10 protein-coding genes are annotated in these 15576 nt (G+C 56.0%); 1 reads left to right on the top strand and 9 read right to left on the bottom strand.

What is annotated here, in order from left to right:
- Nucleotides 1-909: 909 nt before the first annotated feature.
- From E9954_RS12615 to E9954_RS12575, 9 genes are all read right to left on the bottom strand, one after another.
- Nucleotides 910-2451, bottom strand: coding sequence for a sulfatase family protein (locus E9954_RS12615; RefSeq protein ID WP_168442209.1), 1542 nt, complete (start codon nucleotides 2449-2451; stop codon nucleotides 910-912).
- 78 nt (nucleotides 2452-2529) lie between these two features.
- Nucleotides 2530-3705, bottom strand: a complete 1176-nt coding sequence (locus tag E9954_RS12610) for a glycoside hydrolase family 130 protein (RefSeq protein ID WP_136079522.1) — start codon at nucleotides 3703-3705, stop codon at nucleotides 2530-2532.
- A gap of 16 nt (nucleotides 3706-3721) precedes the next feature.
- Complete coding sequence (locus E9954_RS12605) at nucleotides 3722-4930, bottom strand: AGE family epimerase/isomerase (protein WP_136079521.1); 1209 nt, start codon at nucleotides 4928-4930, stop codon at nucleotides 3722-3724.
- Nucleotides 4931-4951: 21 nt separating this feature from the next.
- On the bottom strand, nucleotides 4952-6142 hold the full coding sequence (locus tag E9954_RS12600; RefSeq protein ID WP_136079520.1) for a right-handed parallel beta-helix repeat-containing protein: 1191 nt from the start codon (nucleotides 6140-6142) through the stop codon (nucleotides 4952-4954).
- A gap of 15 nt (nucleotides 6143-6157) precedes the next feature.
- The gene (locus E9954_RS12595; protein WP_136079519.1) at nucleotides 6158-7075 is read right to left on the bottom strand and encodes a glycyl-radical enzyme activating protein; all 918 of its coding nucleotides are present in this window, start codon (nucleotides 7073-7075) and stop codon (nucleotides 6158-6160) included.
- Nucleotides 7075-9498: a pyruvate formate lyase family protein gene (locus E9954_RS12590; protein WP_136079518.1), complete on the bottom strand. Its 2424-nt coding sequence runs from the start codon at nucleotides 9496-9498 to the stop codon at nucleotides 7075-7077. Before E9954_RS12590 ends, E9954_RS12595 begins: the two co-directional genes overlap by 1 nt.
- Nucleotides 9488-10876: an MFS transporter gene (locus E9954_RS12585; protein WP_136079517.1), complete on the bottom strand. Its 1389-nt coding sequence runs from the start codon at nucleotides 10874-10876 to the stop codon at nucleotides 9488-9490. Before E9954_RS12585 ends, E9954_RS12590 begins: the two co-directional genes overlap by 11 nt.
- A gap of 158 nt (nucleotides 10877-11034) precedes the next feature.
- Complete coding sequence (locus E9954_RS12580) at nucleotides 11035-11793, bottom strand: PEP-CTERM sorting domain-containing protein (RefSeq protein WP_136079516.1); 759 nt, start codon at nucleotides 11791-11793, stop codon at nucleotides 11035-11037.
- A gap of 132 nt (nucleotides 11794-11925) precedes the next feature.
- Nucleotides 11926-12792: a helix-turn-helix domain-containing protein gene (locus E9954_RS12575; RefSeq protein ID WP_136079515.1), complete on the bottom strand. Its 867-nt coding sequence runs from the start codon at nucleotides 12790-12792 to the stop codon at nucleotides 11926-11928.
- Between the two features lie 144 nt (nucleotides 12793-12936).
- Between E9954_RS12575 and E9954_RS12570 the strand changes: the two genes are divergently transcribed.
- Nucleotides 12937-15567, top strand: a complete 2631-nt coding sequence (locus tag E9954_RS12570; RefSeq protein WP_136079514.1) for an outer membrane protein assembly factor BamB family protein — start codon at nucleotides 12937-12939, stop codon at nucleotides 15565-15567.
- The last annotated feature ends 9 nt before the right edge of the window (nucleotides 15568-15576 follow it).

The following is a 15576-nucleotide window of genomic DNA, read 5'->3' as shown; positions in this document are numbered from 1 at the left end:
CTTGGTGAAGGTGTCGGTGGGTTGAGATATTTCCCGGATCGTCCGCAACCTATTCCCGAATCGGTCCGTTTTTTTGCGGGTATGTCCCATGCACCCATCCCATCATTCTATATAATGTTTCCACGACTTTTACTCCTGCTATAATCCGCGCTCTTTTGGTTAAGAATATGTGCTACCGGGAAGGGTGTTTCGCTTTTTCCTGTCGCGGAATGCAACGGTGAAAGCTAACGCACGGGATTCAAAATCCCGCACCTTCGGGTATGACGGTTCGAGTCCGTCCTCCGGCACCATTGTCTTTTATGCTGTTATCTATGAGTATAAGCATAATCCATAGTTTCAAACAGTTACTTCCGGACTACTCCTGATCCAACTGTCAAACCTCCTGAAGTACATCTGAAATACATCATTTATTTCGCGGTCGCTATAGGGTCTGCCCTGTCTTTTGCGGAGAACCTACGAAGTGTTGCTGGGAGTCATTTGAGTTCTGCACTGGGAGTGTAGAGGTCGCTGGTTCGAATCCGGTGAGGCCGACCATCTTCTGATTTCTGCCTCAGTCATGTAGGCATTTTCACCCAGTCATCGCTGTTCATGACACCATGAGGAGGCTTTCTACGCGGTCCAATACCACGTTCCAGTTATCAACGTCCCCTAGTTCCCGCAAGACCTTCAGCCCCAGTGTATCTGGCTGAGAATCAGCATGATTGTAAATTAACTTGTCGGTGTCATTGCACCTGAATCCAATAAGTTCTCGTGTTGACATTTGTTATCACCACTATAGAGGGAGGACCCTGGATTTAAAAAGCTGGTGTCGATTCCGTGGGAAGTTGAGGTTCAACGCCCGTTAGCAGCGTTTTCCAGTTGGGGATGTTGAGCCTGTATTTCGGCCTGTCATCAGGCCGACCACTTCCGTTACTGCAAGTCTGAGTCTGTGAACTCTGCAAACTGATGGGGAAGATCTAGGCTGTAGGTGCGAAGTTTTTTCTTCATTTCGGCAAGGACTCCGGCGTATTCCGGTTTCTGGGCCAGATTGGTTTGTTCGTTTGGATCCTCAGTCAGGTTGTAGAGCTGATCGTCGTCGTAGTAGCCCGGAAATTTTTTGTCTGAGTTGTATCGAACCCGAGCAAGATTGCTGTCCCCGACCGAATAGGTGGTTCCTTCCTGATTAAAGTCGCGCCGGTTGTCCGGCGTTATTTTTGCCTGAATCTCTTCCGGGAAGCGGGTGGCGATGTATTTCCACTGTTTTGTGGTCACGGCCCGGGTGTAGGTGATTTCCTGATAAACGGCATCCTGTATTTCTGCGGGATTGCCGTGCAGTGCGGCGGAAAAGCTGCGTCCGTCAAACTGTTTGGGGGCAACTTTTTTTCCGCATAAATCCATGAGGGTCGGGACAATGTCGACTGTGCTGACCAGCGTGTCTACAACGGCCGGCTTAATGCCGGGAGCCCGGATGATCAGCGTGGTTTTTCCCATGTTACAGGTCATTTTTTCATGTCGCTCATGATCGCTGACCAGCACAACGATTGTGTTGTCGGCCTGTCCGTTTTCCTCCAGTTCCTGAAGGATCCGGCCTACGGCATCGTCCAGCCAGATGGTTGCCGCATAGATGCCTTCGGCTTCTTCGTCCTGAAACGGTCCGGCCTGGGCGACCCGTTCTTTGAGGTTGGCGTAAGAGGGCTGGATGTTGAGATGTTCATCGCGATAGCCCAGAAGGGAGGCGCGCGGATCACCGTTGAGGGCCCCCATGGCACTGGGGACATGCGGCAGGGTCGTGGCCATGTAGAGCAGGAACGGTTTGGCGGGGGGTGTGCTTTTGAGATAGGAAACGGCCTGATGGGTCAGCCAGTGCTGATGATGGGTCATCAGTCGCTGTGAAAGCGGAAGCCAGAAGATGTTGGTCAGGTACACGGCGCGGGCCTCGTCGAATCCGGCTGTTTTTTCAATGAACCGGCAGGCGGTTTTCTGGTTTTCGATGTAGTGAGCTGCCATTTCCGGATCCTGGGGTTCGGAGACGGCCGGGATGTGGCGAAGAATCGGCAGGCCGTTATGCCATTTGCCGACATACCCGGTGTGGTAGTCGTTGAGGAAAGTAGCCAGCGTTTCGTCGCCCGGCTCCAGATTGGTGTTCCAGCGGATGAACGCGTTCGTCGTGTCGGGACATTCGTTTTCGCGCAACCATTTCGAGCGGGAGGCATACTGACCGGTGAGGAGGTTGTAGCGAGAGGGGGTGCAGACGGCCGAGGTGGCATAGCAGGAGGTAAAGCGGACGCCTTCGCGGGCGAGCTGGTCGATATGAGGAGTCGGAATGCTTCCGCCGTAACAGCCCAGATCGGCCCGGTCCAGATCGTCGACGACCAGATAGAGGATGTTGGGTTGTTCTGCGGCCCGGCCACTGGCAGCAGCCATCGTGAAACAGAAGAGCGCGGCGAAAAGAGTGGTGGTTTTAGATTTCATTTCGATGATCCTTCTTTGTGTTATCAACATCTGATGCGAATGGCCCGGCCGCCTGCACCGGCGACCGGGCTTTCCAGTTTACTTCATGAGTTTAAGATTGCGATCAATTAGTTCCATGCGTTGCTGCACGCAGGCAGCACTGCGGAGGGGGTCGACGGGTGCGTTTTTGCAGTAGTCGACCAACTGGGCAAGGGTGCTGGTGGCCACGTGACAGCGGGTGTCGCTGGACGCATAGTAGATGAAGACCTCGTCGCCGCGCACGACCGCGCCGTTGGTGAAGACCACGTTGGATACATCGCCGACGCGCTCTTCTCCCTCCGGTACAATCAGGGCTCCGCCCGGTGTATATTTGGGAACCCAAGGGCGTTCCAGCTCGGTCATAAAGGCATAAATGATATAGCGCAGGCCGGCCGCGCAGCCGCGCACGCCATGGACGATATGCAGCCAGCCTTCGTCGGTTTTAATCGGCACACAGCCGGCGCCGTTCTTGACCTCTTTGATGGTGTGATACACTTTTTCATCAATGATGGTCTCTTCGGGGATCACGGCGTGTTCAATATCATCGGCCAGCCCCCAGCCGATTCCGCCGCCGGATCCGCAGTCGATAAAGCCGTCCTGCGGGCGGGTGTAGAAGGCATATTTCCCGTCCACAAATTCGGGGTGCAGGACGCAGTTTCGCTGCTGGGGCGACGGGGTTTTCAGGTCGTCGAGGCGTTCCCAGTTGACGAGATCTTTGGTACGGGCAATGGCGTTCTGCGCTTCAGCGATGGAGGTGTCGTGTTCCGGTGCAGAGGGATCTTTTCGTTCGGTGCAGAACAGGCCGTAGATCCAGCCGTCTTCGTGCTTGATCAGGCGCATATCATATACATTCGTGTCGGGTCGGTCTGTTTCCGGCATGACGACCGGCTTGTCCCAAAAACGGAAGTTGTCTGCGCCGTTATCACTCTCCGCCACAGCGAAGAAGCTTTTGCGATCCGACCCTTCGGTGCGCACCATCAGGCAGATTTTTCCGTTGAACTCAATGGCTCCGGGATTGAGTGCCGCATTCACTCCGATTCGTTCCATCAGGAAGGGGTTGGTTTCCGGGTTCAGGTCGTAGCGCCAGTGCAGCGGCGCGTGCGCAGCGGTGACCACCGGATTGGTCCATTTCGTATAAATGCCGTTTCCGGGAAGAACCGGTTCATTTTTTGCCTGAATCAGGCCTTCGTGCTCCGCCGTCAGCGCGGCCATACGTTCATCAAACAGATTGCTCATTGTTCGTTTTCCTTTTCTATCGCTTAACTCGTTCAAATAATTCCAGCGCCATGCGGCCGTTATGGTAAGGGCCTTTCCAGATTCCGGCCTTGTCTTTGGGGATCGGACTTCCGTCCTCAAACCGTCCCCAGATCCATTCGCCGCCTTCGCGGTCGATCAGCTGCTCGCGGATATAGGCCCACGCATTGCAGGTGACATCCAGATACTGTTTTTCGCCGGTCATCTGATACAGATTGAAGAATCCGACCACCTGCTCGGCGAGCGCCCACCAGTATTTTTTGGTGTCAACCACGCCGGTGGCGTCGCCTTCCCACTGAACAATATCCGCTTCATCAATACCTTCGTTGTAGATGGTTGTTCCCATCTTCAGGGCAATCGGGGTGACTTGATCGATCAGATCTGAATCACCGAGAATGGTGGCGGCTTCTTCGAGCAGCCAGCTGCCTTCAATATCGTGGCCGTAGGAAATGTGCTCGTTGCTGGCCGTCCACTGCGCATCGAAATAGAGCTTGAAGTGGTGGGTCTGAGGATCGACGATTTTTTCGCACATCACCTGAACCAATTCGCGCTGTTTGGCGCGCAGGCCGGTATCGTCCCAGGCCAGCAACAGGTTGGAGTACGCCTCCTGGATGTGCAGGTGCGTATTCATCGACTTATGGGTCGGCTCCTCATCTTCGCCGAGAATCATAGGCTCGACGGTTTTCCAGTCTCTGGAAGCCCCTTCAAAATAGCCTTTGTGCTTCGGGTCGTATGCGTGCGTTTCGATCAGGTCGTAGAGTTCGCGCGCTTTCGCCAGGGGCTTGTCCGACCCGGTTGCCCGGTGCAGCTCGGACAGTCCATAGATGGCGAAGGCCTGCACGTAAAACATCTTCTTGGTGTCGAGCGGATTGCCCTGCGTATCCACACTCCAGAAAATACCGCCGAACGAGTCGTCCCACAGCTTGGTGGTTAGAAAATCACAGGCGGCCTGCGCGGCGGCCAGATAGTCAGGATTGCCGAGCAGACGGTAGGCCCGGGCGAAGGTCCACAGAATGCGGCTGATATAAATTCCGCCCTTTGAGGCCTCCCGGTTCAGTGTGCCGTTGAAGTCTATCTGGCCGTAGAATCCGCCGTTGTTCCGATCGATCATCTTCAGCCAGAACGGCAGGATATTGGTCTGCAGGTCCTCCAGCGTTTCTTTGGCGAGGATCCGGCAGATCCGGTCGTGTTCAGTTGTTGTCTCCATGTATGTAAGCTCTCAGAAAGGTTATCGTTCAAAGTTGTCGTCAAGAAAAGCGTTCAGGCCATCCAGGGTGAAATCCGGGTAGGGCTCCCGATTCATGCCGATCCACGCTTCGGGGCCGATGCCGAGATTGCCGATGGCCTGACTCTGCGCTCCTCGGGAGATGACATCCTGTTCGGTGTAGTAATTCACATTGTTGTTGGCCATCAGATTGCCGCGGCAGGAGGCATCCTCATCGATTCCGGTTTGCATCGGCATTTGGTCACCCCAGTTAAACAACGCATTGCCGGTTATCTGAACACTGGAGGTGCCATTGCGCAGGATAATGCCGTTGCGCAGCGTTTTATCATGTGCCCGCACACCGGTATCGATGATGTTGTTCGCGGAAACTGTTCCCCACTTCACATTATCCAGAATAATTCCGTGATCGCGGTGCCAGCAGAAGATGTTGCTCGACAGGTTGATTTCATGGGAATCCTGCACCACAACACAGTCTTTCTCCACCTGCAGTGTGCGGCAGCCGGAGACCAGAACGCTGTTGCTTTCGGAGTGAATGTGAATGCCGTTTTTACCGGGATGAAGAATCAGGCAGGAGGTGATGTTCAGCACCAGCGCGTGTTCGCATTCGATGCCGTTGCCGCCGCCGTAGATGGTCAGCCCGGTCACCAGTCCGGGCAGAAAATCGCCGCCGCGGCCTCCATCTCGCAGATTTTGCATGAACAGGTTGGATTTTTGATTATCGGCCAGCTGACAGCGTGATATTTCGCATAGAAAACTGTTTTCACGCATCCATATGCCGTACGAGGCGAAGCCCTTGCAGCGAACCTCGCGAATCTGGCAGCACCCGCTGCTGTGAAGGAGGATTCCCGCCACGCCGGTTCCGCGGGCCGCAGGGCGGAGACTCAAGTTGCAGACGGAAGCGTAATCTTTATCCTCGCAGAGAATGCCGATTCCCTGTTCATTCGCCGCAGTGAGTTTTAGGCAGGTGGCGACGCCTTTTCCGCGGAGTACGCAGCGGCTGTCCAGTTGAATGGGGGCGTTCAGTTCATAGGTTCCGCGGTGAAGCAGCACCTCCCCGCCTTCGCCGTTGAACGAATCGATGGCTCGCTGAATGACCCGTCCGGCATCCGGTGAGGAAAACAGATGTGCACCGGAGGCCTGTCCGCGCATGACGTACTCAGCGCGATCTTGAAAAATTTCGATATCTTCAATCATGGTTAGAGCTCCAGGTTAGATGTGAACCGGGCATGAGACCTTCAGCGCATGCACCCACTGCTTCTTTTGGGGTTCATCAGGGGCTTCAATTCTGCCTAGCGGGGCCGACTTGCCGAGTTCCGAATATTTATGTGATGCGAAGGGGTGGTAGGGCATCACATGTACTTCCCGGATATGGCTCAGCGAGTTTACCAGATCCGAGATTTGTGCAAAATGGCCGGGGCGGTCATTGAGGGTCGGGATGATCGGGCAGCGAAGGATGATGTCCGCACCCAGCGCGTTGAGTCGCTGGAGGTTTTCGCGAATCAATTGACCGTCCATGCCGGAATATGTTTCGTGTCGCGCCGGATCGGTTTCTTTGAGGTCAAACAGAAACAGATCGGTGAGTTCCACCATGTTTTCCAATGTTTGGAAACGCACCTGCCCGGAGGTTTCCACGGCCGTATGGATGCCCTCGGACCGGGCCGCAGAGAGCAGGGCTTCAGCAAATTCAGGCTGAGCCAGCGGCTCGCCACCGGAGAGGGTCAGGCCGCCGCCCGAGGTTTTATAGTACGCGCGGTCTTTAAGGACTTCCGTCATCACCTCGTCTACGCCCATGCGCTTGCCGATGCGTGTCAGGGCACCGAACGCGCAGGCTTCGGCGCACCGTCCGCAACGGGTGCAGTCGGCGCGGTCGAACCGATGATGCGAGTCCTCTTGGCTGAGCTGATGGCATCCCTCCGGGCAGGCTTCAATGCAGGCGCCGCAGCCGGTGCAGTGCTCCGGGCGCCAACCGATCTCGGGGCGAAAATCGATCGACTCCGGATTGTGGCACCAGAGGCAACGCAGCGGGCAGCCTTTCAGGAAGACCGTTGTGCGAATGCCCGGCCCGTCGTGCAGCGAAAACCGCTGAACATCGAAGACGGTACCGGCACTTTGTGGGTTGTCGCCCATCAGCAGTACAGTGTCCGGTGCAGGATTTCAGTCTGGTGTTCCGGCGGGAGGTCCACAAACCGCGCCGTCCAACCGCCGACACGCACCATGATATGCGAATAGTTTTTCGGCTCCTCCATGGCCTTCTGAAGGTCGTCGGGGTTGAGCACGGTAACCATCAGCTGCCAGCCGCCCTTTTCGAAGTAGGTGTCGATCAGTGCTCGGAATGCCTTGATGTTTTCCGGAGCAAACAGGCTGTGGCCCACCTTCAGGTTGTGAACGTAGCCGGAGTGCAGTTCATCGTGCTTCGACATGGAGTTGAGAACGGCGGTGATGCCGTTTTGGTCGCGGCCGGCGGTCGGCGCGCAGCCGACGGCAAACGCTTCGCCGTACACCCGTCCGTCCGGGGAGGCTTTGGTGTTGACCGCATAACGGATGCCGTCCGGGTTCAGGTTGCAATTAAGCAGGTAGTGCAGTCCGGCCGGTTTGGCTTTCTCGTTGGCATTTGCGCAGAGCCAGGCGCTGAGCTCTTTATGGAAGGTATCGATCACATCCAGGTCGTTGCCGTATTTCGGCGCGGCGAGCAGCATCTTCTGAATCTTACCGTAGCCCTGGAAGTTCGCGTCGCATGCCTCGACGATCTGTTCCAGCGTCAGCAGTTTTTTGTCGTAGACCAGGTCTTTGATGGCGATCAGGCTGTCGCAGACGTTGGTCAGGCCAAAGGTTTCGATGGTGGCGCCGAGGTAGCGGGTTCCGCCGTCGAAGCAGGCCTGGTTGCGCTCAATGCAGTCGTCAGTCAGCATGCTGATGAACAGGTAGGCGGCTGTTTCGCGGGCCACCTGATATTCCACCATATGGCGTCGGGCGAACAGACCATTCGTGTAGTCCACCTGAGCCTTAAGGGCATCGACCAGTTTTTCAAAGGTATCGAAGGTCTCAAGTTTGCCCGGCTGCAGTCCGCGCACTTCCTGCGTCTCGGTGCTGAACCCATTGTGCAGCACGAGATCGAGCGCTGTGACAAAGTTGATGATATTGTTGGGTGACCCGATGCTGATATGATCGACCGTCATCTCACCGCAACCCTGTGGCAGGTACTGTTCGGCTTCTTCGGCGGTTACGTCGAAGGCCTGTTGCGTCATGGGAATATGGCGTTCGTCGTTATAAAGCGTCGGGTGGACGCAGCCTTCTTTGAGGCATTCCATGGCCTTATCCATCAGTTCAGGATTCTGCCCCTTGTAGAAACGCAGCGTCGTCGTCGGTTCGGTCCGTTTGAGCTGCCGTGTTGCCTCAAGGGCTGCAACTGCAAACCGGTCGGCGTTGGCCTCATTGCGGCGACCTTTTCCGCCGACAATGATGCGGGCATTAAAGCGGTAGCTGCCGAAGCCGTCATCGGCCTGCTCGGAGATCAGGTGCCATAACGACATGATCAGCTCAAAGGCACTTGCCTCTGTTTCGATTCCGTTGTCGAGGTCATGCGCATAAAAATCGCCGAAGTAGACGTCCATACGGCCGTAGTTAACGGTGTCGATAATCATGTCATAGGCCCAGAACAGCTGCATCGCTTCGCTCAGGGTTTCCGGTTTGCGCTTCGTTACGGCGTCCAGCGCCGCGGCCATCTTCTGCAGTTCGCGTTTGCGGGCGGCATCGGTTGCTTCCTCGAACAGGTCGAGGCACTGCTTCCGGTAAAAATCGCAGACACTGACCAGCACATCGAGTCCCAGCAGCATCCCTTCGTACAGATCGGTTGAGTCGCCGTTGAGGGCGGCCGCCTCTTTTTTGCTGCCGATGAGCGCGCGCATGCCGGGAATGCCGTGCTGAAGCAGTTTGTCGTAATCCACGGACGTGCAGCAGACGCGGAAGAAGGTCGACGCATACTGGCACTCCATCGTCACGCGCCCAAAGCCATCTTTAATATCCTGCGGCAATGCCTGCATATATTTTTGGGAGGAAGCCTCCTTCATCCAGAAATCCATCATCTCCTGAATCGCACGCTGCTCGGCCTCATCATCCGTAAGCGAGAGCAACTGGCGCAGCGAAGAATAATCCGACAGATAGCCGCTCTGAGCTGTAGCCAAGGTGTCACGCACCTGCTTCTCTTCCGTCGTCAATGCGGATTCCGGTCGGCGATCGGTCTGCAGCACTTCGATATCGGAGTTGACCACATTCTCCAGCTGGAATCCGACCAAAGGCATATAGAGAAGTCGCCCTGCTATCAGATCATGATCCCGAACGGTCTGACACGTGGCGGGATACTGTTCGGACAGGCAATGCGCCTCGCGAATCGCAACGGGAGCGTTCTGATACTGCTTGTAGGTCTGGGTGAAACGCCAGGCAACCTGCAGCTTTGTGCGCAGCGCCTCATGATCAAACTCTTCCTGCCCGGCCGCCGTATGCTGCCCCGTCGGGACGCGAAAACCTTCGACATTTACATTCTTAAAATTCATTGTTATTTCCTTTTCTACGCGCAGTCAAATCTGCTTCGATTTCTCTCATTCGTTTTTCCGTCAACGGATAGAACCAGAGGGCAATGGCTGTGAGGATTGCTCCGCCCATGGGCAGCAGGCTGAGCAACAGCCGGATTCCTTCCAGGCCGCGCTCGGTCTGCTCCACATTGGCCTCGAATCCGTAGCCCGCCAGTACCCAGCCGGTGATGGCCCCGCCGATCGTCCAGCCCATTTTGAGCGCCATACTGCCCGCAGAAAAGACGAGGCCGGTTGCGCGCCGTCCGTCTTTCCACTCCCCGTAGTCGGCCACATCGGAAAGCATCGACCAAAGCAGGGCAAACGCCGGCTGGGAAATCAGATTGATGACCACCTGAAGGACAAAGAGCTCAACGAGAGCATCCGGCTTCATAAGATAGGTCATCCCCATCAGCACCGCGCTCAGCACCATCATGCCGATAAAGGTATTTCGTTTGCCCAACCGTACCGCGACAGGCTTCACCAGCATGGTGCCGACAATGGCCGCTAGCGAGCCGGCCACCATAAACGAGGTCGCGAGCGACTCCTTGCCGACATAATATTTAAAATAGTAGATGATCGACCCATTGCGGATGGAGACACATAAAAGAACCGCCATTCCCACGCCCAGCGTAGCCAGCCAGGGGCCGTTGCTCAGCAGGTTCTTTATATCGCGCCTGAAGTTGTTGTCCTGCTCTTTGGGCGGCTCAACCCGTTCCCGAGTGGAGGCAAAGGTCACATAGAAAAGCGCAATGGCCACAACACCGTAAATAATCAGCACCAGTTTAAAGCCAAGCGCTTCGTTCCCGCCACCGAGCTTCGCGACCAGCGGAAGCGTCAGGGCCTGCACCACCAGGCAGCCGACGAAGGCCAGCACGAATTTGTAGGAGGCCAGGCTGACACGGTCGTCGGGATTGGGGCTCATCACTCCCAGCAGTGCGCCGTAGGGCACATTGATCATGGTATAGGCCATCCCCACCAGCGTGTAGGTAATGTAGGCATAGATCAGTTTCTGTGTTGCACCGAGATCCGGGGTGCTGAAGGTCAAATACCCTGTGATCACCAGCGGCAGCGCCGCCCACAGCAGCCAGGGCCGAAATTTTCCCCACCGGCTTTTCGTTCGGTCGCAGATGACCCCGGCAATCACATCGTTGGCCGTGTCCCAGACCCGGGTCACCAGAAACATGGTTCCCACCGCCGCCGCGGAAAGGCCGAATACATCGGTGTAAAAATACATCAGGAACATTCCGAACAATTGCCAGAAAATACTCATGGCCAGGTCGCCGGTTCCGTATCCGATTTTTTCTCGGAAAGAAAGGGCGGATGCCGAGGGGGAGCGTTGCGTGTTTTGTTTGTGTTTCATAAGCCTGTTGTTGTTAATTGATATCTTTAAAGCTAGCATCGCCCTGTGTTGTTAAACAGGTTGATTCAGTTTAATTGAGGTGTGAAAATGTTGATCTGATACGGGCTGTATACAGCAAACGCTCTGCCGGAGCAGAGCATCTATGAATTCCGGGATTCCTAGATGAGGAGACGTCGCAGAAGCAGGAGGCCGGCTGAGGAGGCCGTGAGAAGGCCGAGGGTTGACGGTTCCGGAATGACCGTCAGGCTGAAGTTGTTCACCGTGTTGTCGAATTGAGTGGGTTCTTCTACGCCTCCTCCTGAAAAGCCGAACCCTACGTGGGTAATGTCCGGATTTTCAGTGTATGTGTAGGTGGCGCCGGCGAGTTCGTCGTTCCAGTACGTCGTGATCGTCCATGCGGATTCGGTGGTGTCGAGCACCAGTTTCATGGTGCCGGATCCTGAGGTCTCAACAAGGCTGCCAGTGCCATCTTCGGTTCGAATCGTATAGTCGCCATCGGCCCTGCGGAAGACTCGTGCGGCGGTGGCATTGTTGGTCGTAAAGGCCGCAGTGCCAGATCTGTCATCCCGGAAGCCCAGCCAGACTGAGTCGAAAGATGCGGTGCTGATGTTATTCAGGTCTGCGGAGAGGGCGTAGATTTTTCCCGCTTCCGCCGTGAAACCAAGCGATGCGTTGGAGGGATTATCGCCGGCGCCGTCCGTAATTGTGACCGCGGACCCTGTTGTTTTGATGGCTGCCCTCGAAAACCAGTTGGCGGTCAGGGTTCCCTCCGGGGCGGGGCGCGTATTGAGGTTGGCGCCGTTTCCGGTTCCTTCGAAGCCATCATAATAGTTGGTGATGACGCCGGCCTGAACCGCTGCGCCGATCAGCAGGGGGGTTATAAGGGGCAGAAGGTACTTTTGTTTCTGTTTCATCATTGTCGCCTTTTGTTTCACTGCGTTTGCAGCACGCTCCGTTGGCGTTACACTTATTTCAGTTAAGTGTCTAAAGGTAACAATGGGAAGAGGCCGTAAACAGCAACATTATGTTGAATACGGGTGTTGAAATGTTTATTCGGGGCGGTTTGGGTTCAGTTCCTTCGGGAGTTCTTTGTAGGCCAGCGGCGTGGTGCCCAGTTCGCTTTTGAATTGATGGAAAAAGTGGTTGGTGCTGGTGTATCCGCAGGCTCGGGCGATGGCTTCCATTGGCAGATCGGTTTCGGTCAGTAGATGCCGGGCTTTGGATAGACGCGCCTGTTTGAGGACAGCAATTGGGGATTGGTCGAATTCCCGTTTGAAGTGCAGAAAGAGGCTGGAGCGGGAGAGTTTGAAAAACTGGGCAATCTGGCTGACATTATAACCGCGCTCCAGTTCGTCATACATAAAGTTTCGAATGCGCTGGGCCAGGGAGCCGGGGGTTTCATCCATGCCGGTGTGGTTGGAGTCGGGGGAGCACAGTGGGATCATTTGGTAGAGCAGTGCAATGGCGGCGGCGTCAGAGACCACTCCGCAATGCCTTTCCTGCAGGGTAAAGAGTTCCTTCCAGAGGGTCATGAGCTGGGCCGGCTGCTGTATCTGTATGCGCTGGGTTCGGGGTTCCATTCCCATGGTCTTAATCAGTTGCTTTGCGCCGGGGCCAGCCAGACGGACCCACAGCATGAGGGGGTCGTTTTCGTCGGCTTCATCGGCGATGTAGGAATAGTGCTGCCCGGGCAGAATGGCGAATGCGCTGCCGGCTTTGATCCGGCTCTTCGGGTTGCGACCGAGCTGGTGCCGCAGAGTGCCGCGGTGAAGATAGTTGAAGCTGACATATCCGCCGTTGCGGTTGGATAGCAGGGTGTCGCCGCAGTTTTTTCGACCGATCGCTTCGGGCCAGACGGCGGCCAGTTGTGACAGCTCATGGGTCGGCCAGTAAAAGATTTCATCCATCGGCTTCATTCAACAAATTTACACTTGTATTTCAACGGAATCAAGCTGTTTGTCGGTGACGGTGGATGTTAGTTTTAAACAGATTATCGAAGTGTGCGCCCGCCGAATAGATGTGTGGCAGGGTAGTTGCGTATAGTATGGAGGAAGTGATTGATGAGTAAATTCGGGTTCATTTTTCTGGCGGGCAGTCTTTTTTTGCATACGCATTCGCTTGCACAGTTGAGCACCGGGGTTGATGCGATTGATCAGGTTCGGCAGGAGATGCGGAGGGTGCCGACGAATGATGAGAATTCGATGCATCGCCAGTCGGTGCTGTTTTCCTGGTTTCGACATATGATTCATCGCGGGATGGATCTGAGTTCGCTTCATGAGGCGGGATTGATTCTGTCTCAATGGGGGCCGGTGAAGCCGGAGCACTACCCGGTTCTTGATGAAGCCTATGCCCAAATGGAGGAGCTGCTGGAGCATCCGAATTTTATTTCCGAAGTAAGGGGCGATCCGAATTCGTTCAGTGAGAATGTATCTGAGACGGATTGGCCTGTTTTTGGCGGAGGGCGGAGCCAGTCTGGATTTTCTCCGGATGCCGGGCCGGTAATCGGCGAGGTGGCCTGGAAGTTTTCCGCCGGTCTGGCGTGGTACGCCGCTGCTGCTGTGGAGGACGGCCGCGTGTATGTGGCATCGCCGGGGCTGCGCACCCTGCTGTACTGTCTGGATGAACAGACGGGGCAGCCGGTCTGGACGACCGAGCAGGACGGATTGCAGATTTATTCCACGCCCAAAGCGGCCTCCCGACCTGTGATTCAGGACGATCGAGTGGTGATCCGCGCGACAAGCGGCAGCTGGGAATATGAGAAACAGGCGGACGGTCAGATCGTCTTTACAGATCGGGCAAAGCACATTTTCCATGTCGATAAAGCCAGCGGTGAGGTGGTGGAACAGACCGATGCCAACCGCATTGATTACCGTCGGGGCTACGCACCGGTTTCGGGCAATGAGGAGTGGATTGCGTTTCCCCGCAGTCGCCTGGATTTAACGAAGCGCCCGGCAACGGTCGGCATGCTGGATACCGTTTGTGTGAAAAACACGGCGGACGGAACCGGATGGGAGATGCGGGTCGGCGAGCTGTTCGGTGATATTCTGCTCGATGGCGACCTTGCGGTTGCCGGGACGGATGAGGGAAAGCTGTATGCCCTGAACCTGAATGGTCAGCAGCGCGTAAAATGGGTGTATCAGGCCAACGGCCCGATTCGCTGCACGCCTGCGGCGGCGGAAGACCTGCTGATTGCTGCCACAGAGACCGGGATGCTGCTGGGAATTGACCGTGAGAGCGGTGCACTGCGCTGGAGCACCCGCCTGAATCGGGGGAATCCGCGCGCATTTCACCTGTTTTCCAGCCCGATGATTGAGCAGGGTAAAATCTTTATTGGTTCGGCCACAAAAGAGCTCTATTGCGTGGACCTGCAGAGCGGCCGTCTGTGCTGGAAGGCGGAGACGGATGACTGGGTGCGAGCCAGGCCGTTTGTCCTGAAAGACAAGGTTTATGCGGCTACGCTGAGCGGGCAGGTCCACTGTATGCAATACAACGACTCATCCGTTCAGACGCTGTGGTCCGTGCCGGCCGGGGAGCATCAGATTTTCGCGGATTTGAGCGGCAGCGAGCGCGGCGTCCTGGTGAGTTCGTCCGAACTGTTTCTCTATTCGCTGAATCCGCAGAACGGACAACTACAGTGGAAACACAGCCTGCTGGAGTGTTCGTATGAAGACGGGGAGCGGATGGTGGCCGACGTGGTGGCTGGCGGCGGCGATTTCCAGAGTCCGCCTACGGTGTGCGACGGAATCGTGTATGCAGGGACACCCTCGCGCTTCGTGTTTGCCGTGGATGCGGCCAGCGGGGAGGAGATTTGGCGTTTTGAGACCTCTGGGCAGGTTTCCGGCGCACCTGGGGTGCAGGATGGGCGCGTTTATTTCGGCCAGCAGGGCGGCAATGACGAAATGTTCTGTGTGGATGCCAGGACCGGCGATCCGATTTGGACGAGCCACCCGGGCTGGGTTTGGGTCTCCAGTATGCCGGATGAGGGCCGTGTGTTTGCTGGAACAGTGGATGGCCGGATTATTGCGCTGGATGCCGGAAACGGTCAGGAACTGTGGGAGCATAAAACCAATGGCGGGGTCTATCCGTCGCCCGCAGTGGATGCGGATAAGGTGTATACCGGATCCTGGGATGGCGGGTACTATGCACTGAATAAATTTTCCGGCGCGCTGGAGTGGGTGTTTTCCTGCCCGTATCCCGATTCGGCCGCCGGAACGCTCTGGAAGGGTCGCTTTATTGCCCGAACCCAAAAGTCGCTGACAGCGATTGATCCGAACACCGGAAAAAAGATCTGGAACTTTGTCGATCCGCGCACGAAAACCGGGCACACCCGCATGAATTCCACCCCGTCGCATTCGGGCGATTATACATTTGCTTCCACAACGATTGATCACGATGGGGTCGCCATGGGCGCCCGGCTGTTTTGTTTGGATACGCATACCGGTAAAGAGCTTTGGCACTATGACGGTGCAGGCGGCTGGACCGGTTCGGTCTGCACGCCTGAGACGGTGATTTGCGGATCTTCGACGGATCATTTTGTGACCTGTCTGGCGCTGGAACCCAATCCGGATGGGAGTCCTCGAATTCTGTGGCGCACGAAGGTTGGCGGGATTTTTCAGGAGTCGATTCCGGCCATCTCAGGTCGCCGGGCGTATGTGTTGTGCACGGACGGCTATCTGTATGCCTTTCAGTAAGTGAATGTC

This window comes from Pontiella desulfatans (genome assembly GCF_900890425.1).
GTDB classification, from domain to species: domain Bacteria; phylum Verrucomicrobiota; class Kiritimatiellia; order Kiritimatiellales; family Pontiellaceae; genus Pontiella; species Pontiella desulfatans.
The sequence above is the reverse complement of the archived record's forward strand: the minus strand, read 5'-3'. Positions and strand labels throughout refer to the sequence as shown.

Bases quoted from the DNA above. Each gene is read 5' to 3' on its own strand.
- E9954_RS12615 (WP_168442209.1), bottom strand. From the start codon at position 2,451: ATGAAATCTAAAACCACCACTCTTTTCGCCGCGCTCTTCTGTTTCACG.
- E9954_RS12610 (WP_136079522.1), bottom strand. From the start codon at position 3,705: ATGAGCAATCTGTTTGATGAACGTATGGCCGCGCTGACGGCGGAGCAC.
- E9954_RS12605 (WP_136079521.1), bottom strand. From the start codon at position 4,930: ATGGAGACAACAACTGAACACGACCGGATCTGCCGGATCCTCGCCAAA.
- E9954_RS12600 (WP_136079520.1), bottom strand. From the start codon at position 6,142: ATGATTGAAGATATCGAAATTTTTCAAGATCGCGCTGAGTACGTCATG.
- E9954_RS12595 (WP_136079519.1), bottom strand. From the start codon at position 7,075: ATGGGCGACAACCCACAAAGTGCCGGTACCGTCTTCGATGTTCAGCGG.
- E9954_RS12590 (WP_136079518.1), bottom strand. From the start codon at position 9,498: ATGAATTTTAAGAATGTAAATGTCGAAGGTTTTCGCGTCCCGACGGGG.
- E9954_RS12585 (WP_136079517.1), bottom strand. From the start codon at position 10,876: ATGAAACACAAACAAAACACGCAACGCTCCCCCTCGGCATCCGCCCTT.
- E9954_RS12580 (WP_136079516.1), bottom strand. From the start codon at position 11,793: ATGATGAAACAGAAACAAAAGTACCTTCTGCCCCTTATAACCCCCCTG.
- E9954_RS12575 (WP_136079515.1), bottom strand. From the start codon at position 12,792: ATGAAGCCGATGGATGAAATCTTTTACTGGCCGACCCATGAGCTGTCA.
- E9954_RS12570 (WP_136079514.1), top strand. From the start codon at position 12,937: ATGAGTAAATTCGGGTTCATTTTTCTGGCGGGCAGTCTTTTTTTGCAT.